The following is a 24,215-nucleotide window of genomic DNA, read 5'->3' as shown; positions in this document are numbered from 1 at the left end:
CATTGTACCAACCTGTGAGCGAAGTCCCTTTCCTAAATCCTCAAGTCCTGCTCCAACAGCAAGTCCATCATCAGAGAATGCAGACTGTGTACGACCGTAAACGATCTGTAAGAATAACTCGCGCATAGCGGTGTTGATAGCATCGCACACGAGGTCGGTATTTAAAGCCTCAAGCAGGGTCTTGCCAGGTAAAATCTCAGAAGCCATAGCAGCTGAGTGAGTCATACCTGTACAGCCTAAGGTCTCAACCAGGGCTTCTTCAATGATACCGTCTTTAACGTTAAGGGTAAGCTTACATGCGCCCTGCTGAGGAGCACACCAGCCCACACCGTGAGTTAAACCAGAGATATCTTTGATTTCTTTAGCCTGAACCCACTTACCCTCCTCAGGGATTGGGGCAGGTCCATGGTATGCACCCTTCTTAACAGTGCACATTTGCTCTACTTCGTGTGAATAGATCATTATGCGATACCTAATTGACTAAAATCCTAACATCGTTTTTCTTCTAGCTTGATGAGCGTGTCGTACTCACCTAGTTGAGAAAACGATTCAATTATAGCGATAAACTTTATCTTTTGCAGATCTATTTGCAAACAGTTAAAGGACTTTTTTACAGAATTTGATATATACGGCATTTCTTAATTAATGCCCTTGCATGCGTCACGCACTATCTTTAGGCACAAATACCCTCAAATCCACTAATTCTGTTCGCTCTGTACGAGCCAAAACAAGATATGTATCGTATTTGCAAGGTTTTGCAAAACCATTCAGTAAGCTTGCACTTGTCTTACAAGCTGTAGCGTTTGATCAAGCTTCTAGCCCCATTTATCCCATCAATAACTCTTAATTGCTCTTTGTAGTTACCAAAAGATCAACCATATTTACACTTGCCACCTAAAAAGTGAAAGGCCCGCATATGCGGGCCTAATAAATAAGAGCAATTAACAGCAATAAGCTGATTTTGTGTTGTGTAGCTAGATTAGCTCATGGAACGGAGCGCGTCTTTCATTTGCTTGACGAAAGCGCCAACATGCTCTGGAGCGTCTTTTCCATATTGCTCTACGAGCTTGATGATCGCGCTACCCACAATGGCACCATCTGATAAGGACGCCATATCTACAGCCTGCTCAGGAGTGGTGATACCAATACCTACAGCACATGGAATGGAGGTGTGCTCGCGGATAGTAGCAACAATACCCTTGATGTCCTCAATCATCTTCTCGCGACTTTGAATGCCGCCTAAGCCTGATACAACATAGATAAAGCCATTAGAGCTCTCAGCAATCGATGCCACACGACCTACGGACGATGGTGCGATTAAGCTAATGATATCGACGCCATGTACCTCAGCACTGGCATCAAACTCATCTTTTTCCTCTAAAGGAACATCAGGCAGTACCATGCCCTGAACGCCAACATCGGCACAACGCTCCATGAAACGCTCAATACCGTAGTTGTAGACAGTATTAGCGTATGTCATGAACATAATCGGGATGTGAACATCCTTTCTAACGTTCTCAACAAACTCAAAGATGTCATCAGTAGTCAGTTCATGTTTCAAGGCACGCATAGTTGCTGCCTGAATAGATGGGCTCTCAACTACAGGATCAGAAAATGGGATGCCCAGCTGAATAATATCGGCACCAGCATCTTGCATTGCTTTCATGCAAGCTGCAGTAGTACTTAAATCAGGATCGCCACAGGTAATGAAAGGAATGAAAGCTTTGCCATTAGCAAAGGCATTTGCAAAATTACTCATGAATTTCCTCTCCTCTGTAGCGAGCAATCGCAGCTACGTCCTTGTCACCACGACCTGATAAGTTAATGACCATGATCTTGTCTTTACCCATTGTTGGAGCCATCTTAATGGCTTGGGCTACAGCATGAGAAGACTCAATTGCCGGGATGATACCCTCAGTACGTGATAAGTACTCAAAGGCATTCACTGCTTCATCATCGGTAATGGCGAAGTACTTAGCTCTACGTGAATCGAACAATTCAGCATGCTCAGGCCCAACACCAGGATAATCAAGACCTGCTGAAATGGAATATACAGGGGCAATCTGACCAAACTTATCTTGGCAGAAGTAAGACTTCATACCATGGAAGATACCCACTGATCCCACATTGAAAGTAGCTGCAGTTTCGGCAGTATCGATACCACGACCAGCGGCCTCACAACCGATTAGAGCAACCTCTTTGTCGTTGATGAAATGATAGAAAGCGCCAATAGCATTAGAGCCGCCACCAACACAAGCAAGCACTGCATCAGGTAATCTGCCTTCAGCCTTTAAGATCTGCTCTTTGATCTCTCTTGAGATTACAGCTTGGAAGTCACGTACGATGGTTGGGAATGGATGCGGGCCTACAGCAGAACCTAAGCAATAGTGAGTGTCTTCAAGACGAGTACACCACTCGCGCATGGCCTCAGAAACCGCATCTTTTAAGGTAGCAGTGCCTGCAGTTACAGGAACCACTTTAGCTCCGAGCAAACGCATACGGTAGACATTGAGAGCCTGTCTTTCAGTATCCTCTTTGCCCATGTACACAATACAATCAAGGCCCAGTAAAGCTGCTGCAGTAGCTGAGGCTACACCGTGCTGACCTGCACCAGTCTCAGCAATCAGGCACTTCTTGCCCATCTTTTTAGCCAGTAAAGCTTGGCCTAAAACATTGTTGATCTTATGAGCGCCAGTATGATTTAAGTCCTCGCGCTTTAAGTAGATCTTGGCACCACCAAGATCTTCGGTCATCTTACGAGCAAAATACAGACGAGATGGTCTGCCTGCATAATTATTAAAGAGGTCATCAAGCTCCTTGATAAACTCAGGATCTTTCTTGTAGTGCTCGTATGCTTCCTCAAGTTCATTCACTGCGTTCATCAGCGACTCAGGAATGTACTGTCCACCATGGATACCAAAACGTCCCTTCGGGTTGGTCATAATCTAAAAATCTCCGCTATAAGCACCATTAGCAAAAACTGCATCTATGCCTAAACTTTATGCGCAAGAGGCATGCATATCATGATCTTTCAAGTGCTTATATCTGATGCTCAAAGATGTGTTTGTTTTCAAGCAGACTAGCTGCTATCGACCCAATGCCTAACAGCCACACACTATACCAATATGATCTCAACTTAAGATAGCAATGAACTTTGGCTTTGCAATGTCTCTCACCTTTTAGCCATAAAAGAGCAGTGTCACGTCCATTAGCTTTAGCTCAACTGAGATCATCCAAAGCGCTGCATTATCCTGCTTTGAAGTAGCTGCAGCTTTGTGCACGGCTCTTGGGGTTACCATGCTCTGGGTTTTGCCATGCTATGGGCATTGCATGCTCTGCTTGTGTTATGAGCTGCTATTGCCCTGCTCTGGCTATTGCAATGCCATGCTATGGGCATTGCGGTGCAACTTGCTGTTGCGTTGCTGTGTTGGCTTTGCTGGTAATGGACTGTTGTAAGGCCTAGGTTTAGTGATCTTTTGCTTGGTGTTTGCTGTGGCTAGCTATGCTAGCTTAGCTTGCTTGCTTGCTTGCTTAGCTAGCTAGCTAGCTTGGGTATAGGCACGGACTTTTGCAACAAAAGAACGCATCTTTGATAAGTCTTTAATGCCGTCAGTCTCAATACCTGAGCTGACATCTACTGCCATGGGGTGGCAAGTGTGCAAGGCTGTCTCAATATTTTCTAAATTTAAGCCGCCTGCGAGAAAGTAAGGTCGATTCATATAGCCCCCAAGGGGCCAGCTAAATGACTCCCCACTACCGCCGGAGGTAGAGTCGAGCAAGATGTAATCGCTATGGATGGTATCGGTAAGTGCAATATCATCAAAAGTACTTACCGCCACTGCCTTGATAATCGGCATGGTATCTATACAAAGAGTGTCTAATGCTGCTAAGGCATCTCTTAGTTTTTGAATATAGGTATTATTTTCTTTGCCATGAAGCTGAATGACATCAATAATGCTTTCTTTAGCGAGGGCCACAATATTCTCAATGGGTTCATCGACAAAGACGCCTACCGCCTTGATCTTTTTGTTCAGATGCTCTTTAAGTGTTTTGGCCTCATCGGTAGTGATATAGCGCTTGCTCTTTTTGACAAAGATAAAGCCGATATAGTCAACCTCAAGCTCATTGCACAGCTCAATCTCCTCAACACGTCGTAAGCCGCATAACTTAATAGCGACAGGATCTGATGTGGAGTACTTATTGTTATACAAAGTCTCGTTAGCTATGCTCTGCTCATCGCTTGTAAAGTGGATGCCGCAAGCTGTGGAAGCTAGCTTGTTTTTAGCAATATCACTCATAACTAGACCTCCTTGTAGCTGCGTAATGATTGAAGCATGGCGCTTTTATCTTGTGAACGCATCATCGCCTCGCCGACTAAGATGGCGTTGGCACCACAATCCACTATGTTTTTAACGTCCACGCTATCTTTTACGCCGCTTTCTGAGACAAAAATAATGTCATCCGGAACAAGCGTGCGTAGACGACGTGAGTTTGAAGTATCGACAGAAAAATCTTTGAGGTTGCGATTGTTAACACCAATCATGCGCGCACCACAATCAAGGGCTCGCTTCACCTCATCGCTATCATGAGCCTCAACTAATGCAGACAGACCAAGCTCATTACTAAGCTCAAGCATGTGCTTAATCTGAGCATCACTAAGAATCGAGCAAATAAGCAATACTGCTTGTGTACCAAGGAGCTTTGCCTCATAGATTTGATAATCATCGACTACAAAATCTTTTCTAAGACATGGTGCACTGACGGCCTTAGCTATTTCATGCAAGTGCTTATCGCTGCCTAAAAACCATTTAGGCTCAGTAAGCACGCTAATGCAGTCAGTCTTAGCTGCATCGTAAGCTCTTGCAATATCTAAGTAGTCATAGACTGGATCAATAATTCCTTTAGATGGCGATGCTTTCTTACACTCACAAATAAAGGCAATCTCACCAATGAGATTACGCTTTTTAATACGCTGTTCAAAAACAAAGTCACCACGAGGCAGAGTAGATACCTCTGCCATAAGCTTGTCTAAGCTTAGTTGAGTTTTAGCTATCTTAACTCGCTCTTTTGCATAATCTGTAAGCTGTTCAAGAATGGACATGCGATCTCCTCAACTTGGTGCACTTTGCTCATTGCTAAGCCACGTTTGCCAATGAATTAAGGCGTGCGTTTCATTACGTTTTAGCTAAGATCTACTTAATTAAGCTTAGATAGCTGAATTAGCTTATCGAGAACCTCTAGTGCGGCTCCTTTGTCAATCAAGGTAGCAGCATACTCAGCACCTTCACCAATTGATGGAGCTTTGCCACCAATGTATAAAGCAGCACCAGCGTTTAAGAGCACCGCATTGCGCTTACTACCTTGCACTGTACCACTTAAAATGCCGCGCGTAATGGCAGCATTCTTTTGTGGTTCACCGCCTAAAAACTCTGCTTGGGATACACGCGGCATACCAAAATCTTCAGGCTTAACCTCATAAGTCTTGTACCAGCCATTCTTGAACTCGCAAATAAGCGTCTCATCACTAAGCGAGATCTCATCAAGCTTGTTTTTGCCATATACGACCATACCGCGTTTAACACCGAGACTTATTAAAACCTTAGCTAGCGGCTCGACTAAAGATGGATCATAGACACCGAGTAATTGAGCACTTGGAGAGGCTGGATTAGTTAGCGGGCCTAAGATATTAAATACTGTTCTAAAGCCTAACTCTTTGCGCAGCGAGCCTACATACTTCATAGAGTTGTGGTAGTTTTGGGCATAGAAAAAGCACATGCCTACAGTCTCAAGCAAGAACTTACATTGCTCAGGACTTTGCTCGATATTAACGCCTAGCGCCTCAAGACAATCAGCTGTACCACACTTAGAGGATGCCGCACGATTACCATGCTTGGCGACCTTCATGCCACTTGCTGCGATAACAAAGGCTGAGGTAGTCGAGATATTAAAAGAGTTTGCGTTATCACCACCCGTACCCACGATATCAAAGACCTCAAAAGGCACCTCAACTTTAGTTGAGTGATCACGCATAGCTGCAGCACAACCTGCAATCTCATCGATGGTCTCAGCACGGGTACTCTTGGTCGATAATGCCGCCAAGAACGCTGCATTTTGTGTGGCGGACGTAGCGCCAGACATGATCTCATTCATAACGGTATAGGCTTCGTCATATGTAAGATCCATTTTGGATACGATCTTAACAATAGCCTCTTTGATCATCGCCACCCTCTCATTTCAAATACCAAAAGCACTAAGATGCAGATACGCACGCACATTAGTAAAACTAGCTGCGCGTAGCCTCATCATGAGGCCTTTTGCATACTAACACGTACACATAGGTCAATTGCCATTTGCGCAACTAAAACTCATTCGCACCCTTATGGCCAAGCTCTATTGACCAAGAGAAAGGGCTATACGCCCTAATTGTGTCTATATCCTGCGAGAATTGGGCAGCCTGGGAGTGCCCAGTATTTGGTGCTATTCGATATTTAGATTTGTTGTCGTACGCCATGCTTAAGCACTTTTGATGTGAAACAACTGATTTTTGCTGCCATGCATTTGCAAACAAGTTGTTGCGTACCGAGAGGTGATCTTGTCTTCTTGGGGTTACTTGCAGGACGATTGCGCTTTCTGAGCGTGGGGGTGCCCCAAAGTGCTTGTTTGCGGAAGTTAGATTTTTCTATCTGAAAGTGCTTGGTGGTGCTTTGCAATGGTAAGCCCTAGTTTGTTGTGGTGGATTTGATGGGCGAATTTGTTTTGGAAGATGGGCTTTGCTTGTGCTGCACAGATGAAAAAGGCAGCAGTAATCGCGAGGACTAGCTGCTGCCTTAATATAGTTTAGATCATCCCTGAGCTACAGGGATTGGGTCTTAAAAACTATAACTTGATGTTGTAGAAAGAGGTCTTGCCACCGTAGATAGCGTTCTCACCGAGCTCCTCTTCGATACGGATGAGCTGGTTGTACTTAGCCATACGGTCAGAACGAGACATAGAACCAGTCTTAATCTGGCCAGCGTTGGTACCAACAGAGATGTCAGCGATGGTAGCATCCTCGGTCTCACCAGAGCGGTGGGAAACGATAGCGGTGTAGCCAGCACGCTTAGCCATCTCGATAGCCTCGAAGGTCTCAGTTAAGGTACCGATCTGGTTAACCTTAATTAAGATAGCGTTAGCAGTCTCTTTCTCGATGCCTTCCTTTAAGATTGATGGGTTGGTTACGAATAAGTCGTCACCAACGAGCTGTACCTTGGAACCTAAACGATCGGTCAGCTTCTTCCAACCAGCCCAGTCACCCTCAGCAGCGCCGTCTTCGATAGAGATAATTGGGTAGGTGTTTACCCACTTCTCAAGAACGTCGATCCACTGATCGATGCTGTAGTTAACCTGCTGCTTGGTAAGCTCGTACATGCCGCTCTCAGAGTTGTAGAACTCAGAAGATGCGCAGTCTAAGCCGATGAAGATGTCCTTACCAGCTTCGTAACCAGCGGCCTTGATAGCTTCCATAATGAGGTCAAGAGCTTCCTCGTGGCTGTGAATAGCCTCAGGAGCGAAACCACCCTCATCACCTACTGCAGTAGACATGCCCTTAGCGTTGATGATCTTGCTTAAGGTGTGGAAAGTCTGAGCACCCATGCGTACTGCCTCAGCTAAAGAAGGAGCGCCTACTGGGATGATCATGAACTCTTGGATGTCGAGCTTGTTGTTTGCGTGAGCACCACCGTTGATGATGTTCATCATTGGAACTGGCAGAGCCATCTGGCCTGAACCGCCTAAGTAACGGTACAGTGGCATGCCTGCCTCGTCAGCTGCAGCCTTAGCAACTGCCATGGAGACAGCTAAGATAGCGTTTGCGCCTAAACGAGCCTTAGTATCAGTGCCGTCAAGCTTGATCATGGTGCGGTCAATGAGAACCTGCTCAAATGCATCAAGGCCTAAAAGAGCGTCACGGATTTCGCCGTTTACGTTAGCAACAGCCTTTAAAACACCCTTGCCGCCGAAACGGGACTTGTCGCCGTCACGGAGCTCGATGGCCTCACGGACACCAGTAGAAGCACCAGAAGGTACTGAAGCACGACCGAAAGCGCCTGAGTCTAAAACTACATCGCACTCAACGGTTGGGTTACCACGGCTGTCAATAATTTCACGGGCCTTGATCTCTACAATTGCGCTCATGCTTGTTCCTTAATATCAAAAATAAAGGACATATGTCCAAAACTCGAACCTCCGTACACTAAGCACGGAGTGTTCATCCTGAATGCCCATTAAAGACAAAGAGGATTGCGACACGATAACCGTCTAACTCTTTAATGGGTCGGAAAGGAAGTTTGGTAGTAAATGAATTTTGCCTACCTTGCCACTCAGGATCTTTCCTAAAAAATTCGCTTTGGCGAGCGGACGATGCATCTGCGATGTTAGGATTCAGAGATCATCAGCCTCGTTAGATATTTGCTTAAGCACCGGTATCACAGAGTGCAAAGCTTAGTATCTAACGTTTGCTTTAACTAACCATAGTTAGCTAAAACTCACCACGTATTATATCAAGTTACCCTACGCTTACAAGGTCTAAACAAAAATAAAGTTAGCCTATTCTAACTAAAGCGTTTTTCCATCAGGATTAACTTGTGTGCAAAGCTATTAAACCCTATCTAGAGGCCTTTTGATCGCCATTTTTATAAGCCTGATCAAATATTATCAGCTGCAATACTCTATCAATTTTTGTGTGCAATTTCTGTTGACATGCAAACTCACAAACATAAGCCATTTGTAAGGCAACTAAGCAGCAAAATGCTCCAAAACCTAGCCCCACACTAGGCATAAAAACCAAGTTCTTAGCATGCTTTTCTCACCATCAAAAACATCAGCACTACCACCATTCTTTTCACGCATGAATTAGCTCTTTGCTATCTGCCATCAGCTAGCTGTGCCAAGCAACATCGAGCTATCACCCTCAACAATCGATACCTGCATTTTCAAACAGCAGCGCACTTATCTTTTAAAGCCGCTTTTTCTCACGACAACTCAGCGATCAGAATAATTGCATTTGTCTTCAGTGCTCTTTTGCCAAGGCACACGTTTAGCCCGTGGTGATTTGAGCATGCGGGTTATGGACATGAGCTTGCCAAGACCGTTCTTTTAGAGTGCTTTATGAAGATCAGCTCTGTTTGAGCCCCATAAATCGCTATGACTAACTTAGCTGCTCAAGAGTCTGCTGGCAGTACTTTTATGAAAAGCTACTAGCTCAAAGTTACGATGAAGAAATCTGTATTGGACTGCTTAATTGGCGGCCTAAACTTTCGCGGTGCGCAAGAGCGCTTTTACGCTAAGAGATGCTGCGCTGGTGAGTTAAATTGATGGGCTGGTTAGTTTACTTGATGCGCTAACGGTGGGCGTGCACATATTGAGATGGGATGATTTGAGGCAGCCCCGATTGTGTCTGAGGCTGCGCTTAGATGATGTGCATAAGATTTGATGAATGTGCTGCAGCTTGAGTTGTGCGCTGGGTGTGCGCTTAGCTCAGCTTGCTGTAGTTGTAGTGTTAGTCTTGCTGCCTAGAAACTAGCACAAGCACTGACATATCGACCTTGGGTAAGGTCATCATCATGAGTAAGCATACGCATTGCACGGCGGTCGAGCTCACGACGAGCTGAAGGGCCAATGCCAAGGCATGCAGAGAGCATCTCTAAGTATGATTGCTCTAAAGGATTTTGGGTGCTGAGCATTACAGCTGAGAGCAGATAGATGTCGAGACTTTCTTCTGCAAAGCGAACTTTGCTGGCTAAAGAATATGGATCGAGGTGGATAGTTAACAGATTATCAATCTCACCACGAACATTATTAATGTGATTGTTAAAGACGGCCTGACAGAAGTCACGCAAAGATTGGAAATGATCTTGATCAATACGTCCATCGGCACGCATTGCATAGACCATGGTTTCTACTAGCAGTAAGGCAGTAGTGTAGAAGACCATTTCACTAGTCTCGCCAATAACCTCATTAGGACGAGCTAGCAAAGAACGGCGGCGTATCATCCACTGTTTGTAGATTCCGTAAGCAACAATAGCTGGAACCTTGTTCAGGATAATACTTGCTGAGTCTTGATTATTGTCAGCACTGACCTCAGGAAATAAATTGGAGCTTGCCTTTACCTCTTGAGCAACTAAATAGTTAGAGCTCTTTGCAAACGCACTTGAAGACACAGCAACATCTTGGCTGTGGTCTTTTCGCTTTTCATGCAATGCCTCAAACACAGGCACTGGGCAATATGACTGCGTAGCCACTTGTGAAGTGGCATTATTGATGGGCCCTTCGTCGTGGTTGCACTGAGAGTGCTTATCTGTGCGTGCATTGTATAAATTGAACAATGCAGAAAGTGGATTGCTCATGACAATTCTCGTCTTTAACAAATGTTAAGCTGAATGCTTAAGAGATTTGCTGCTCTTTCCTAACTGTTGCTAGGAGAGCACATAGTAAAACTCATCAGCCTTTTTAGATGGTTACTGACTTAAGCTTTTCCATGATCATTTAGATTCATGCAATTAAGACTAAGTAGCCTTGTGACCATCTATCGTGGCTATAAAGCACACCTTAATGTGCGTAAGGCAAGTTCGTGCACCTTTTGCCTACTGACAACTTAATCTAAAAACTTAGGCAAACGCATCACTGCACCATAAAATACACAAAGTATTTTGTAGTTTTGTTTTGCTAGGTGGCCTATTTGCGCCACTACAAGCATGATTGTAGATACAACATATTTTTTTCTACGCCCGTAAAGGGTGCGGTCTACAAAGATGCAAGGCTGTTTTTGTTAACAAGTGCGATATTTACGCCATTTAAATGCCACAACACACACTCAAAACATTTAAATTCCATACATTTAACTAAATAATGCATGTAACTTGTTACACCAAACAACAGCAATACAAAACTACAAAAACTGTCACCAAACCGCTGATATCTCGCGATATAAGCAATTCTTGGTATGTGTATTATGGTAGTAATTTATGTAACAGTTACATTCACGTAACTAATTTTTGATGAACATCATAATTTGCGTGTATCTAGAAAAACTCAACCCCTAAAAAAGCACCAAATTTTAGACATAGGCCCAATTTCTGACTGTAACATACTGTATCGTTTCACGCCTCAGGGCCATATTACATGCACTTAAGCAGCATTCCTAAACAAGACCACTCTACTTAAAAAGCTACACTTTCTACCATACTAAAATGACCCCAAACCCCTTTTAATGATGAGCAGCTTATATCCTAGATCTTTACGCAAAATATCCACCATGTAACAAAAGTTACATGCAATATTATTAATTTTGATAGTTAAAATCATGCATTCCACCCTATCTGCCGCTGCGTTCTGTGCCATCATCCTTTAACTATCTGGAGCATTAAGCGTCGGATGTTAGATGAAGTATCACTCTGGTTAAGATTACTATGATGATGCGCCACTATTTTCAGCGAGTGAGACTGAATGCACTGCGATATTTGGCTGCAAAAGAGACTGATGGCACAACGATATTTTGCTTCTGATGAGGATTATGATGTAGTTATATTTGGCTGCAGATGATGCTGATGGCGTTGCGATATAGGCTGGCTGGTCACTAATGCCATTTTGCTCTTTAGCTGCTAGGCCAAAGGGTCTTGAAGGACTAGTGGTGCTATCTCTTTAGCTCTGGGGCTTGTGGCTGTTGGCTTGTATTTTTGATTTGCAGTGTCGGTTTGCTGCAGATGGTGGTGGTTTAATCTGCAGGCATTAGATGCACAAAGCCCCAGGCGAACACATCACCTGAGGCTTTGGGATGGAATTAAGCTGCGCCGGGGCAATTGCTTGCTTTGCCTTGCTTAGCTTTGCTTGGATTGGCTTTGGGCGCTAGCTTTAATATTTTTTTCTTGGCTTAGTGAGCTGTTGGTGTGGAGCTGCTGTTGTTTAGTTCCAGCCAGTAGCTTCACGTAGACCATCTGCAATATCAGCTGCAGTTGGAACTACAGTTACTCCAGCTTCGCGCAGAGCTTGCTGCTTAGCAATGGCAGTACCTTGGCCGCCTGAGATGATAGCGCCAGCGTGACCCATTCTTTGGCCCTTTGGAGCTGAAGCACCAGCAATGTAGGAAACTACAGGCTTGGTCATATTTTCCTTAATCCAAGCTGCAGCTTCCTGCTCGGAAGTGCCGCCGATCTCGCCTACTAAGACCACAGCCTCAGTCTGAGGATCTGCCTCAAAGTGCTTTAAGATATCGACGAAGTTAGAACCTTGTACAGGATCGCCGCCAATACCAACACAGGTAGACTGACCAAAACCAGCATCAGTAGTCTGCTTAACTGCCTCGTAAGTTAAAGTACCGGAACGAGATACGATACCTACTTTACCCTTTGAGTGAATGGCACCTGGCATAATGCCTACCTTACACTCACCTGGAGTTACTACACCAGGGCAATTTGGACCAATGAGCATGGTATTAGACTGACGCAGACGAGCCTTAACACGCAGCATGTCGATTACAGGAATACCTTCGGTAATACATACGATAAGCTCGATACCTGCATCAATGGCCTCAAAAATTGAGTCAGCTGCAAATGGAGGTGGCACGAAGATCATGGAGCAAGTAGCCTTGGTTACATCCACAGCCTCTTGCACGGTATTAAAAACAGGCAGACCTAAGTGGGTGGAGCCGCCACGACCTGGGGTTACACCACCAACTAACTTGGTATCACAGTATGCAAGGCACTGAGTAGAGTGTGCTGTACCTTGAGAACCAGTAATACCCTGACAAATGATCTTGGTATCTTTGTTAATGAGAATACTCATAAAAAACCTTTCTTACACTTGTTTGTGTTCTCTTACGCAACTACCAACAAACCAAACAGACTAAAGCTTTTGCAAGCTCCGACCATCCTTTACAGCCATTGATCTTTATTGATCTTGCGTTCTTCTATGGCTGCTGCAACTGCTGCTGCAGTTTTTCTGCATGTAGTTGCTAGGCGGTCGATTTATGGAGCTTATGGAGCTGGTCGCTGTTGTTTTTATGTTGTTGGTTGGTTGCGCGGTACAAATTAGGCGGAAGCCTTCTCTACTGCGAGCATGGCTGCCTCACGCAGGCCTTGTGCTGCAGTGATATCTAAGCCACTGCCTGAGAGGATTTCACCACCTTCTTTAGCGTGGTTACCCTCAAGACGCACTACTACAGGAACCTTGGTGCCTACTTCATGTACTGCACCCAAAATACCTTCAGCAATGAGATCGCAACGTACGATACCGCCGAAGATGTTTACAAAGATGCACTTAACGTTGGAATCTTCCAAGATGATCTTGAAGGCCTCCATTACACGCTCTTTAGTAGCAGTACCGCCTACGTCAAGGAAGTTAGCTGGCTCGCCGCCGCATGCCTTGATGATGTCCATAGTGCCCATTGCAAGGCCAGCACCGTTAACTAAGCAACCAATGGAGCCAGTTAAAGGTACGTATGAGAAGTTAGAAGCTACAGCACGTGCAATACGTGGATCTTCTTGAGATGGATCATCAAGCTCTAATAAATCTGGGTGACGGTACAGAGCATATGAGTCAAGGTTAATCTTGGCATCTAAGCAGACTAAAGAGCCTTCAGTAGTAACTGCCAGTGGATTAATCTCAACTAATGACAAATCAAGGTCAATAAATGCACGTGAGATACCCATAAAGATCTTGGCAAACTCGTTAACCTGCTTGCCCTTGAGACCTAACTTATAGGCTAAATCTCTACCTTGATAAGGCTGAGGGCCGGTTAATAAATCGATATTGCACTTTAAGATACGTGAGGAATCTTGAGCGGCCATTTCTTCAATTGACATACCACCCTCAGCTGCCATGATGGTCAGATTTGAGGTAGTACGGTCAATAGTAGCGCCTACATAGAGCTCACGAACGGTTTGGGTAGCTCTTTCAATTAAAATACGGGAAACCAGCTTGCCCTCAGGACCAGTTTGATTGGTAACTAAACGAGAGCCTAACCACTTAGCGGCAAATGCCTCGGCCTCAGCTGGAGAGTTCACTACGGCAACGCCGCCGGCTTTACCACGAGCGCCAGCATGAACCTGGCATTTGCATACAAATGGGCCTGGGGATAGCTCATATGCAAACTTACCGATGCCTAAGGCCTTGGTGCTAACGCGGAAGTCAGCAATCGGTAAACCGTAGGAGCGCAGTAGCTCCTTACTTTGATACTCGTGTAAATTCATAGCCAAAACTCATTTAACAAGAGAAGCATGACTGTCCATTTGGACAACTAAACATGGCAAGGGAAGATTAAGACTCTTGTCATGGACTATATTCATTTAGCCCAGAACAAAACGTCTGCCTCATTAGTAAGTTTCAAACTCAGCTAACCACAAGACTAAGTTGCATTTAGATAAATGCTAGCAGCATTCACATGCCTTACTAGATTTGATCGCTTAGCTAACTAAGCCTTGCTCCCTGTATTTTGCTTGTTGTTACCCATAGCAAGAAAGTGCACTTGAGTGTCCAGCACTTCTTACCTCAACTAAATAGTCTGATTTGAAGTAACTACGACCATTTCAGTTGATCTTCACTCGCACATGTTTAAAACATATTCTGTGATCAACTGTGTTCGAAACTTAGAGTCATTATATGTATGTACTGATTGTTGAAAAGTACCAGCCGATCTTCTAAAAAGTCACTTAAACGCCACTAAAGACAAACGAGACTTCCATAAAAGCCCATATACATGCGCTTTTGTCATCACCACCTACTCCAGCCGTACCCTGCATTGCACTGGTGCAAAATTTCTCCTATCTTTCAATTTTGACCCAATTTAGTTCAAAATCTTAAACCACAACCAATTTTGCACAACTATGATCCACAACTTAGCGCAATATTCCGCAAAGAAGCTCAGCAGCCCGCCTTAAAATCCAGCTTACCAGCCCACATACTGCAAAATTCATCATGTCCATCAGCTTTTATTAGCCATCAACCTAACCTCATTGCCCCCAAGATCTCTGCAGCGCTGCCTCCCTGCCTTATTTCTTCTGCAGCTGACTCTTTGCAGCAGGTACTCGGGTAAGTCAGATTTATCGTTTTGCGATTCAAGGAAAGGGAATTCTATGCATTGCAATGTAAAGACAAGCCACCACTCTCAACAAGGTGACTTTAGTGATGTTGATTAATCTTTAGGCATTAATACGCAATCACCACCCACGCATCTTTTAGTGGCGTAAGCCCTGCTTGAGTCTTACTTTTGGTACGGCTAATGATTTTGATTTTGTCTTGATTACGCCTTTAGGCCTTTAGGTTTGTACCACTTTCACTGCTGTTGGTAGCTTTAGATTTGAGGGGTGGGATGTGACTTTTGCCTGGATTGCTTGTGTTTTAGTTTGGTCAATGATCTTGCCTGTGAAAGCGCAAAGCTATAGTGCGATTTACTTTGCTATCTGCAAGTGATGGTGCAAGGTTGTGATATTGCTCATAAGTGTTTAGACAAACGATCAATTTTACAGACAAATTTAATAAATATACGCGTTTAGCCTATTTGATATGTGGTATATCTACGCTTAGCTAAGCTCGGCTATTAGATAGTCTTTGCGTTTGAACAACTAGCTTTGGGGGTGGATTATGAAACACTCAATCTCTATGTTTATCTCTGTGCCAGTGTGCGCTGTGCTCTTATCGACAGCTCTTAGTGCCCAAGCTAGCGATGACATGCTGCCATCTCATGTTTGGAAAGACTCAGGTGGCAACTATCAAGACGATTTGGGCAGAACCTATGTGCCTGATTCTTATGGCAATCTCAAAGGCCCAGACTTTACTTTATACAAGCACTCTGACGGCTCATACATAACTCCCGATGATAAGCTTATCACCCCAGATGAATCAGGCAATTGGGTCACCGAAGATGGCTATGTCTATAGCCCAGATGGCAACGGCGGTTACATCTTAGATGAGTAGTAGCTGTTAATTGCCCCACTACATTGCCATCCTTTTTCCTTTCTGGCTGATCTTGCTATAGCCACCTTGTATAGCGAAATCAGCCACTACTTTTCAAAGTCCCATCTCTACTCTGCCAAGAATTTCTCTCATCTCTTCTTGCACTTTGCCTCAACAGACTGATTTTAGCCTGCTCAAGTCAACGTCCAGTTCATGAGTGGCGATTTCTTTATCTTGCTGCAGCAGCAAGGTCATTAACTGTGCTGATCCTTGTGCATGAGCTGCTAGTGCTGCTTGCGTGGCTTGTTTATCTTATTTGGCTCTTGGCTTGTATTGGCCGGCCTTAGCCTATTTTGGGTAGGCTTTGCTGTGCTGTGATCGGCTTAGTTTGGTTTGCCTTGTTGAATGCTCTCTGATCTCTTCATTGGCATTTGATTGAAGCTTGCGTGGTATTGGGATGATTGGCCGTGTGATTATTACGTTTTTGCTTGAGGTTGAGGTGGTGATCCTGTTTGTGTGTTGATCGATTGGATGCATGCGCTGATCGCATTTGAAAAAGCGTTAGTTCGTTTGAGAGCGATCACAATACCAAGATCATCTGTCGCAAATGCTTAGTTTTAGCCTAAATTGTGCTTGTGTACGGCAACAGTGCTGACTATGGTAGTGCTGTAGCTGTGTATGTTTTGGTCATTTTGTACTGTTAGATGGTTGCAATATGAGTACTAATCTCTAGTGCAGTTATGATCTTTTTTGCACTTTTGCTATGCATTGATAGCAAATGCCGTACAATAATGACTTAAACCTAATCCCCATGCCGCTTCTTTAATGATGGAGGCGTGGATAGCTTCGATATACCCTTAGTTTTCTCAGGGCTCCGCAAAAAATGAAGTTTGACCCAAATAACCGTGACTTATTGTCACCAATCCAAAGCTTAGCGAATGTTAAGTACTCGATTTCGCGTAATGAAGAGAAGAACCGTACTGAGATCTTCTACATTAAGCTCACCGATAAGGATCATATTCCTGAAGGCGCTGAGAGCAGCGGACTTGTAACTGAAGCTAAGACTTTAGATTCAGCTTTTGTTAAAGCACTGAGAAGACATACGCTTGATAAATCACGTTTTGATCGCGCTAAAACTTTAGCCAAAGATGCGCTCTCTTATGTTGACGCCATGGTGTCATCTAAGTCTAGCCCTCTAGCTATGGCTTTATCTGATGCTTTAACTATTCGTCCTACTAAAGCAGATCCTGTTATGAATGCGGAGCATAGCAATGCTTTAGTTAATGATGAAGAGGTTGATGCTATCGAAGAGCAAGAAGAGCAAAATGATAACCATGTAGACGTGTCTACAATGGATGTCGAAGAGCTCTATGCCGTTAAAATATACGCTGGCTATGTATATGACCATCAATCCGAAGGCTACATTATCCTTGATCCTTTCTTTGTTAACGAACACCCAAACATCAAGTGTCTTAGTTACAAACTAGTCAAGGATAAAATTGTTGAAGCTAGCAGACGTGGTCTAACTACAGACATAGAGTGCGATAACTACTATCTTTTTGACTTTGCCAACAAAATTACCAGTGTTCTTCAAGTTGAGGATCCGAAGCTTAAAACTTTTACTAATGAAAGTATTTTCTCTGCTTTAGCTCGTTTTTTTGTACCTCAAAATTTCTTAAAATTTGATGAACACCCTCATTATACCGAGACTGTCCTTAAAGCCTTTGCCATTCATGGGTTGACGGATAAGGTAAATGAGTTAGTTGAGATTGAGTCTGCGAAAAATAACGGCGACTATTCTCTAAGCCCAATTAGTAATCTGATTGATTGCTTATCCTTAGATGAAGTTATCAATACCATTAAAGAAGATGAGTCATTCGAGCCGAAGACTCTCTTAACCTTTGATGGCGTTGAGCATGCCTCATTGCGTGAACATCCTGATCTTAAAATTGATTTTGCATTTCGCTGCATTAGTGCAAGTTTACTTAAGACGCCTATAAAATCAGCCATCTTTGGCAAATACGATACTGCTATTGGCCACTTTGTTACAGTTTCATATAGTGAAAAAATTGAAGTATTGCTGCTCAATAATATTTTCTGTTATCACTATCCAGAGTTTGCCAATTACACCATCTTAAGTTACGACGGTGTTCTGCACTACTTTAATGCTGAAGCTTGCATGGTTGGCTATCCAAATGTGCACAAAGCCATACGCAAACTACTTAGCTGCTTAATTCCTTCAAGAACAAGAGCACATGGTTTAGCACTCTATCTAAACCTACATGATGAAATCCCAAGCGCAACAGCTATTGCACAAAGTTCTATCAAGCCATTAAGCGATATTTACAATGCCCCGGTTAAAGCAGTAAAGATTGAGGGCAATCGCTATTCAGTACTTGAGCTTGAAGAAGACAATACAGCGTCCAAGAAAAAGAGCAAATCACGTAAATCCAAGTCTAAAGCTAAGGGCGATGTAGTAGGCAAAATCATGACCCCTGCCCAAAAGACTGGCTGGGTAATATTTGAACCAAGTTTCTTAGAAAAACATCCAGAGCTTATCTATCGCTATGGCTACATGGACGGTAATCGCCTGCGTATCTATGACACAGACGCTACCTTCCCTGGAGATGGGATGTTCTGGCTTGCCCGCCACTACACTTTTTCAGAGGATGATCTTGGCCCTAAGTTCTCTCCTGAGCTCAAATCTCAACTTAGACAACGTACTTTTGAAAATAGCCTCAAAATGTTGTCCGTGCTTCACGAGATATTTGTGGATCTTATAGATGGAGTAGATGTTGAGAATTTAGATGACGCACGCAGCACCATCCTTTATGAGCACTTCATCAATTTAGAGTTACTTGCAAGTAGTGACTATACAAGTCCAATTACAAGAAACTATCTCAAAGAATTGTTCTACACAGAAGATGGGGAACACATAGACAATTTTATTGATCAACTCAAGCCATGCCTTGATTTCATTAATTACGAGATAGCATTAAACCTCTACGAGCGTAGAGGCTACAGTCACATTGCTGCGCCATGCAGAGCAATTACCTTCGTTAAGAACAATGGCCCTGAAATTTTCGATGCCTTTGTAGAAAAGATGCTTTTAGATGGCATTGATGCAGCCGACGCTGTTATTCCGTATGACGAGGATGATGCTTTAGATTGTGGCAATAAGGAAAGCAGCAGCTTAATTGATAATGATGAGGCTTCACTAAGCTATGAAGATCAGTATAACTTACAAGCTAATAGCTCATCTACTCAAGAGAGTGACGCAGCATCAGAGTTTGATCAACCTCAGCTAAATCCTTATGCAGAGCATCCAACCAATGTAAGTACCTCAAGCGCTTATACATCTACAAGCGATACTACCTCTGGAAGCGCTGGTATTGAGCTTGGTGTGCTTGCTTTAAAAGCTAAGCAAAAGCAATTTGGCATCTTAGCAGAAGATAGCCAAAGCTTTGTGCTGTGTGGAATTTCATCATTAAAGGACGGCCCAAAGCTCAATCTCATTCCATCTGAAAATAAAAATGGCGGCTTTGGTTACTACACTCCAAAGCGTGAAAACGGCATCTTAGTAAATAAGATCGACAGATTAGCTGGTAGCATTGTGTCCTTTGGTAAAGAAGGCTGGTTGTGCTTTGAAACAGAGTACTTAACTCCACGCCCATATCTTTCTGACTTCTATGTCTACTCATACAATGACAAGCTATGGTTCTATAACGTCAATGAAGAGACAGAAAAGGCGTTTGCTCAGACACCAGACTTCTTTATCTACTCATTCTTAAAGATGAACAAGGACGCTACTGCTAAGCTTGATCGCTCTTCCTTAAGCGTCACTGATTATATTTATGAAGAAGAGCCTGTTGTTAGCGATACAGAAATTCAAGCAGCTCAAGAAGAAATCAATGCTGTTATCCACAACAATGAGCCACTGTTAGATGACTCTGATGCCCAAGTTGAGTTAGAGCTTAGCGATACTCAATCAGATATGTCACTGCCTATTACTCGTGCCATAGTTGGCGATGCTAACTTAAGTACTGCCAATGATTGTGTTATCGAAGAGCCTAACGAGTCTGATTTAGATGGTATTGATCCTTTTGATGCACAGACCTCTCATGGCTCCTTTGTATCAGATTTAGACTCAGGCAATATCACCAACTTTGATGGTGATATTGGCGCAGATAATAGTTTTGATGCATCTGAACTGACCTTACAAAGCTCACCATCAGCCTATGATCTAGGCCCATCACCAGCTGATGATGAAGACTTATTGGTATCAGATCAGCGCTTAGATATGCAAATTGAGGAGCAGTTAGAGAAGAACTCAGGCGGCTTCTTAGAGCGCATGATCGATGATGCTCAAGAGCACTCAGGCTCATCAAGCTCTGCTCAGGCTTCAATGCCCATTAACAACCCTCCTAAGCTCAATTTAAAGCTTGCTCCAAAGGATGGTCAGCTATGCGTATTTGCCTATGAGTGCTGCGCAGAGAATCAATCTAGCTGCACTGAGGTCTACGCTGGTAGCTTTATTGGCACTAAGGACAATGGCTGGGTACTCTTTGAGCCTATGTACATTGGTCTGCATCCAGAGCTGCAGTATTTAATTGTGCGTTACCACAACGGAACTTTTGAATACTTTGATGCCTACTCTTACCCTGATGATCCGAACTTTGAAGAGTTCGGCATGCAGCGCTTTGATACGGACTACCTTAACAAAGTACTTGAGGCAGTTAGTCAAACCACTCCAATTGCATCTGTAGATGAGTCTAATGACATTGCTAATGTCGATCCGCTCGATACTGCTGACTTTGAAGATGCAGCTGAGGCAATGGTGGATGCGGCTGTACATGATGCCTTTGAAGGTAAAGAGAACATTGGTGTCTTTGCTCGCGATTGTGATCCAGCAGCAGGCTGTCGTTCATTCTTAGCTCCTGATGGCTCACAAATCGATGCTTTAGTTGAGCACCCTGCTTTATGTCTGCAGCTTAAGCATGATCATCTGTCTGGCTATATGCTCCTTGATGACAATGGTCGCTTTGCAGGCACGCTCGTCTCTCAAATCCCAGGCAGTCTGTGTGGCTGGGTGCGTTTAGATGAAGAGTACCTAAAGGTTAATCCTAAGCTCAATGAGTATCACATCTTCTTTGACCAGGATAAGATTTTCTTCTATCCACGGGTTGAGATTGATGATGACGATTTCCGTCTCTACCAATCCCCACCAGAGGATGTAGAGCATCGTCTGTTGCAACAAAGTGCTGATTTATCCGACTCTGAGCCGGCTGTTGCTGCTCTTAAGGAGATGGGAGCTTATACTTCCATGCCTTGCTACACTGAGATTGTTAAGAGCCGTGTAGAGGTGGAGTCCGATGAGGAGTTTAAACAGCTATGCTCAGATGGTCTTAAAGAGCTTACTGACAGTGACAGCAGTATTTCACCTGCTTTAGTTAAGGCTGGATTGCCGACTACTAAGTTTGACAATCCAGAGTTTGCTGCAGCTTATTTGCAGCGTCTCAAAGATAGCCTTGTGTTCAAGGTCAACGGCATATATGTCGATGTCTATGCTCCTAAGAACGCTCAGTTTACAGCAGACATTGAAACCCAAGATGAGCCACTTATCATCGACGACACTGACATGATGAGTGATCCTCACCTTGACTCAGAGGGCTGCCAAGACAACGTCGAGTCTAATGTAGAGCAAATGGACTCTTCTGATGCCATCAATGCAAGTGAATACAAGCAAGTTGATCTGGAGTGCGTCGGTCAAATTCCATATGTGAATGGCAATGGCTACATTTGCTTCTCACCTCAAGCTCGCAGCAAACACCCTGAACTCGACGAGATCTTGGTACTGCACTGGGATGATCATCTGAGCCTTGAAAACCTCTTTGATTACTCCAAGAAAGATTTAGGTATCGTCACCGATTCTTTCATCTTTAGACTGCAGAGCACCTTCACTGACAAACACCACTTAGGCTCGCCAAAGGACTATTTAGAAGTGCTGCGTGCATTCAAGGCAGGCTTTAAGACCTACCCTGAAAACGAGCTAAGCTACTCACTTAGCGAGATACTACAAGAGCGTCCTGAGGCTAATGTCTTACTCTTTGGTGGCGCTTTTGTAGATGTCACTTTAGGCCTTGATAAGGTGCCTGAAACTGGCGGTGATGCTCATGCTCGTGAGCTCAACAAGGGCGTTGGTGGTTGTCCATTAAATGTAGCTCACGCTTTAAGAACTTTGGACATTACCCATCAGCTCAAAGTCCCAATGGGCAATGGCCCATATGCTGATCTTATTAAAGCTCAGCTCTTAAGCGATGGTTATGATGAGAGCAACTTCATCATTGATGAGACAGTCAAGTATGACTGCGGCTATTGCTTATGCATGGTCGATCGCAATGGTGAGCGCACCTTCGTAACTGTTCCTGGTATTGAGAACCATGCTAAAGCTGAGTGGTTTGATGATCTTGATCTGAGTAAGACCGCTCTTATCTACATCTCAGGCTTTGATCTTTTTGCCAAGAGTGGCGAAATCTACTTAAGCCGCTTAAAAGAGAAGTTACAAGAGCAAAACCTCTTAGGTAAGGTGGTCGTGTTCTTTGATGCAGGTGCAAGACTAGAGTACATCAGCCCTGAGGCTATTGAGATCCTACTTTCTTTAAATCCTATCGTGCACTGCAACCGTATGGAGCTTGAGCTCTTTACTGGTCAAAGAGACATATACAAGGGCATCATGAGCCTCTCAAGTCGCACTAGTGCCCCAGTTATCGTGTCTCTAGATAAGGATGGCTGCATGGTAGCGTATAAGTCACGCTGCTATAACTTTAGTATCAAGCCTCTACCAGTGGTGGATGCAACTGGTGCTGGCGATTGCCATAGTGCCGGTATCATTGCCTCTTTAATCAAAGGCAAGCCACTGCATAACGCCATTGAAGCCGGCCATGAATTAGCAGCATGCTGCATTAAACACATTGGCTCTCGCTTGAACATTGATAGCGATGATCTCAAGAAGTTTAAGCGCACTTACCTGTAACTCCATCAGAGTGCTACAGCACTCTGATGTTTAATCAGTTTCTTTTGCAATCGCTACAAAGCTAATACATACGGCAATGTGCCGCTTTTTTGCACCATTCTGACCTTTTACGTATGGCTCAAATGAGTTGTAGGCACGGTCATAGCGTACAAAAAGTGTTGTAATTAGATTGTTATTAGGTGTGCTGTCAAATCTAGGCATTGACAGTAAAAATCCACTAAAATGCCTAGAGCTCATGAGAGCTTAAATGATAGAGCAATTTACAAGGGATGGTCTTTGTATGAGGCTGTTTAAACAACTTTGTTTGACAACATGCGTTTTAGCATGTACAGGCTTTATTGGCATCGCTGCAGCAGCTGATGTTGAAATTCCTGAGACTATTACTCCTGATGGTGCAGGTAACTATACTGACAACCTCGGCAATCTTTATATGTCAGGGGGCGACGGTACCTTCACTGGTCCTGATGGCGTGATTTTCAATAGTGGTGAGGGTATCTTAAAGACTCCAGCTGGCATTGTGACTCAAGACGGCGCTGGCGGCTATAACGGCCCTAACGGCGTTCACTACAGTCCTGATGGCAAGGGTGGTTTTGTACTCGATGCCAAGAGAAAGTAGCATTTAGTCTACTACCCACCTAACAACCAACGTCGGTGCTCCATCCAACAACTAGCACCACGTTAAACAGTGCCCACCACACTGTATCCTGACAAAGGCCGCGTCCTAACCGACCCGGCCTTTTTGTATTTCATGATTTTTTGTATTTTTGAAAATAATTTTCAATAGATACAACAATTTAACTTCTCATCAAAAGACATTGAGCCTTTACATGGTCGGAACGTTTCCATACAAGGATTTTAGCGCATAAAGCCCAAACACATGCATGTTTCAACAACTTACTTATACATGCTTTATATGTGTTGGTACTCCCCTAGATACACCTCATCGAACAGATGGTTAAAGGATTGATTCAATTTATCGATCAAACAAACATTTGATCAACTGCTGTGACACTTCACTTTGGACTTACAGCAAGTTGTCAAAGTAAGGAGTATCCCCATGGCAGTATATGTGAACACCAATTACTCAGCTCTTCAGGGCCAGCGCTACCTTTCAAATGTACAGAACTCACTGACAACTACATACCAGCGCCTATCAAGCGGTATTAAACTAGTCAACTAATCTTTGCATATTAAATCATCGGCCTTTAAATATGCCGTTGATTGACTGCCAGTTTTTTAACTTTAATAATTTATACCT

At 43.8% G+C, this 24,215-nt stretch carries 14 protein-coding genes; 4 read left to right on the top strand and 10 right to left on the bottom strand.

What is annotated here, in order from left to right; all coding sequences use genetic code 11:
- The 10 genes from RDO37_RS00945 to sucC form a co-directional block, all read right to left on the bottom strand.
- The coding region (locus tag RDO37_RS00945; RefSeq protein WP_308497799.1) for a hypothetical protein at positions 1–462 on the bottom strand (462 nt) is incomplete at its 3' end.
- 517 nt (positions 463–979) lie between these two features.
- Entirely contained in the window at positions 980–1,759 is a 780-nt protein-coding gene (gene trpA / locus RDO37_RS00940) for a tryptophan synthase subunit alpha (protein WP_308497798.1), read from the bottom strand.
- Positions 1,752–2,942 carry a tryptophan synthase subunit beta gene (gene trpB / locus RDO37_RS00935; protein ID WP_308497797.1) on the bottom strand — a complete coding sequence of 397 codons (1,191 nt, stop codon included), beginning with the start codon at positions 2,940–2,942 and terminating at the stop codon, positions 1,752–1,754. Before trpB ends, trpA begins: the two co-directional genes overlap by 8 nt.
- Positions 2,943–3,539: 597 nt before the next feature.
- Positions 3,540–4,298, bottom strand: a complete 759-nt coding sequence (locus tag RDO37_RS00930; RefSeq protein ID WP_308497796.1) for a phosphoribosylanthranilate isomerase — start codon at positions 4,296–4,298, stop codon at positions 3,540–3,542.
- Positions 4,299–4,300: 2 nt separating this feature from the next.
- Positions 4,301–5,101 (bottom strand): indole-3-glycerol phosphate synthase TrpC, encoded by an 801-nt coding sequence (trpC, locus tag RDO37_RS00925; RefSeq protein ID WP_308497795.1) that lies wholly within the window; start codon positions 5,099–5,101, stop codon positions 4,301–4,303.
- A gap of 95 nt (positions 5,102–5,196) precedes the next feature.
- Positions 5,197–6,219 (bottom strand): anthranilate phosphoribosyltransferase, encoded by a 1,023-nt coding sequence (trpD, locus tag RDO37_RS00920; RefSeq protein WP_308497794.1) that lies wholly within the window; start codon positions 6,217–6,219, stop codon positions 5,197–5,199.
- A gap of 657 nt (positions 6,220–6,876) precedes the next feature.
- Positions 6,877–8,172 (bottom strand): phosphopyruvate hydratase, encoded by a 1,296-nt coding sequence (gene eno / locus RDO37_RS00915; protein WP_308497793.1) that lies wholly within the window; start codon positions 8,170–8,172, stop codon positions 6,877–6,879.
- Positions 8,173–9,548: 1,376 nt separating this feature from the next.
- The gene (locus RDO37_RS00910; protein WP_308497792.1) at positions 9,549–10,382 is read right to left on the bottom strand and encodes a DUF533 domain-containing protein; all 834 of its coding nucleotides are present in this window, start codon (positions 10,380–10,382) and stop codon (positions 9,549–9,551) included.
- 1,555 nt (positions 10,383–11,937) lie between these two features.
- Positions 11,938–12,816 (bottom strand): succinate--CoA ligase subunit alpha, encoded by an 879-nt coding sequence (sucD, locus tag RDO37_RS00905; protein ID WP_308497791.1) that lies wholly within the window; start codon positions 12,814–12,816, stop codon positions 11,938–11,940.
- Positions 12,817–13,061: 245 nt separating this feature from the next.
- The gene (sucC, locus tag RDO37_RS00900; protein WP_273322832.1) at positions 13,062–14,222 is read right to left on the bottom strand and encodes an ADP-forming succinate--CoA ligase subunit beta; all 1,161 of its coding nucleotides are present in this window, start codon (positions 14,220–14,222) and stop codon (positions 13,062–13,064) included.
- A gap of 1,390 nt (positions 14,223–15,612) precedes the next feature.
- Here sucC and RDO37_RS00895 point away from each other — a divergent pair.
- The 4 genes from RDO37_RS00895 (at position 15,613) to RDO37_RS00880 (ending at position 24,137) form a co-directional block, all read left to right on the top strand.
- Positions 15,613–15,945 (top strand): hypothetical protein, encoded by a 333-nt coding sequence (locus RDO37_RS00895; RefSeq protein ID WP_308497790.1) that lies wholly within the window; start codon positions 15,613–15,615, stop codon positions 15,943–15,945.
- Between the two features lie 862 nt (positions 15,946–16,807).
- Positions 16,808–22,957 carry a PfkB family carbohydrate kinase gene (locus RDO37_RS00890; RefSeq protein WP_308497789.1) on the top strand — a complete coding sequence of 2,050 codons (6,150 nt, stop codon included), beginning with the start codon at positions 16,808–16,810 and terminating at the stop codon, positions 22,955–22,957.
- Positions 22,958–23,261: 304 nt separating this feature from the next.
- Positions 23,262–23,573 carry a hypothetical protein gene (locus RDO37_RS00885; RefSeq protein WP_308497788.1) on the top strand — a complete coding sequence of 104 codons (312 nt, stop codon included), beginning with the start codon at positions 23,262–23,264 and terminating at the stop codon, positions 23,571–23,573.
- 441 nt (positions 23,574–24,014) lie between these two features.
- Positions 24,015–24,137 carry a hypothetical protein gene (locus tag RDO37_RS00880; RefSeq protein WP_308497787.1) on the top strand — a complete coding sequence of 41 codons (123 nt, stop codon included), beginning with the start codon at positions 24,015–24,017 and terminating at the stop codon, positions 24,135–24,137.
- Positions 24,138–24,215 lie beyond the last annotated feature (78 nt).

Source organism: uncultured Anaerobiospirillum sp., from assembly GCF_902485895.1.
GTDB classification, from domain to species: Bacteria; Pseudomonadota; Gammaproteobacteria; order Enterobacterales; family Succinivibrionaceae; genus Anaerobiospirillum; species Anaerobiospirillum succiniciproducens.
This window is presented reverse-complemented; position numbering and strand designations above follow the sequence as displayed.

What these genes read in the sequence shown, in the direction of transcription:
- trpC (WP_308497795.1), bottom strand. Translation starts at nt 5,101, where the DNA reads ATGTCCATTCTTGAACAGCTTACAGATTATGCAAAAGAGCGAGTTAAG.
- RDO37_RS00910 (WP_308497792.1), bottom strand. Translation starts at nt 10,382, where the DNA reads ATGAGCAATCCACTTTCTGCATTGTTCAATTTATACAATGCACGCACA.
- trpD (WP_308497794.1), bottom strand. Translation starts at nt 6,219, where the DNA reads ATGATCAAAGAGGCTATTGTTAAGATCGTATCCAAAATGGATCTTACA.
- sucD (WP_308497791.1), bottom strand. Translation starts at nt 12,816, where the DNA reads ATGAGTATTCTCATTAACAAAGATACCAAGATCATTTGTCAGGGTATT.
- eno (WP_308497793.1), bottom strand. Translation starts at nt 8,172, where the DNA reads ATGAGCGCAATTGTAGAGATCAAGGCCCGTGAAATTATTGACAGCCGT.
- trpB (WP_308497797.1), bottom strand. Translation starts at nt 2,942, where the DNA reads ATGACCAACCCGAAGGGACGTTTTGGTATCCATGGTGGACAGTACATT.
- RDO37_RS00930 (WP_308497796.1), bottom strand. Translation starts at nt 4,298, where the DNA reads ATGAGTGATATTGCTAAAAACAAGCTAGCTTCCACAGCTTGCGGCATC.
- RDO37_RS00880 (WP_308497787.1), top strand. Translation starts at nt 24,015, where the DNA reads ATGGCAGTATATGTGAACACCAATTACTCAGCTCTTCAGGGCCAGCGC.
- RDO37_RS00890 (WP_308497789.1), top strand. Translation starts at nt 16,808, where the DNA reads ATGAAGTTTGACCCAAATAACCGTGACTTATTGTCACCAATCCAAAGC.
- trpA (WP_308497798.1), bottom strand. Translation starts at nt 1,759, where the DNA reads ATGAGTAATTTTGCAAATGCCTTTGCTAATGGCAAAGCTTTCATTCCT.
- RDO37_RS00895 (WP_308497790.1), top strand. Translation starts at nt 15,613, where the DNA reads ATGAAACACTCAATCTCTATGTTTATCTCTGTGCCAGTGTGCGCTGTG.
- sucC (WP_273322832.1), bottom strand. Translation starts at nt 14,222, where the DNA reads ATGAATTTACACGAGTATCAAAGTAAGGAGCTACTGCGCTCCTACGGT.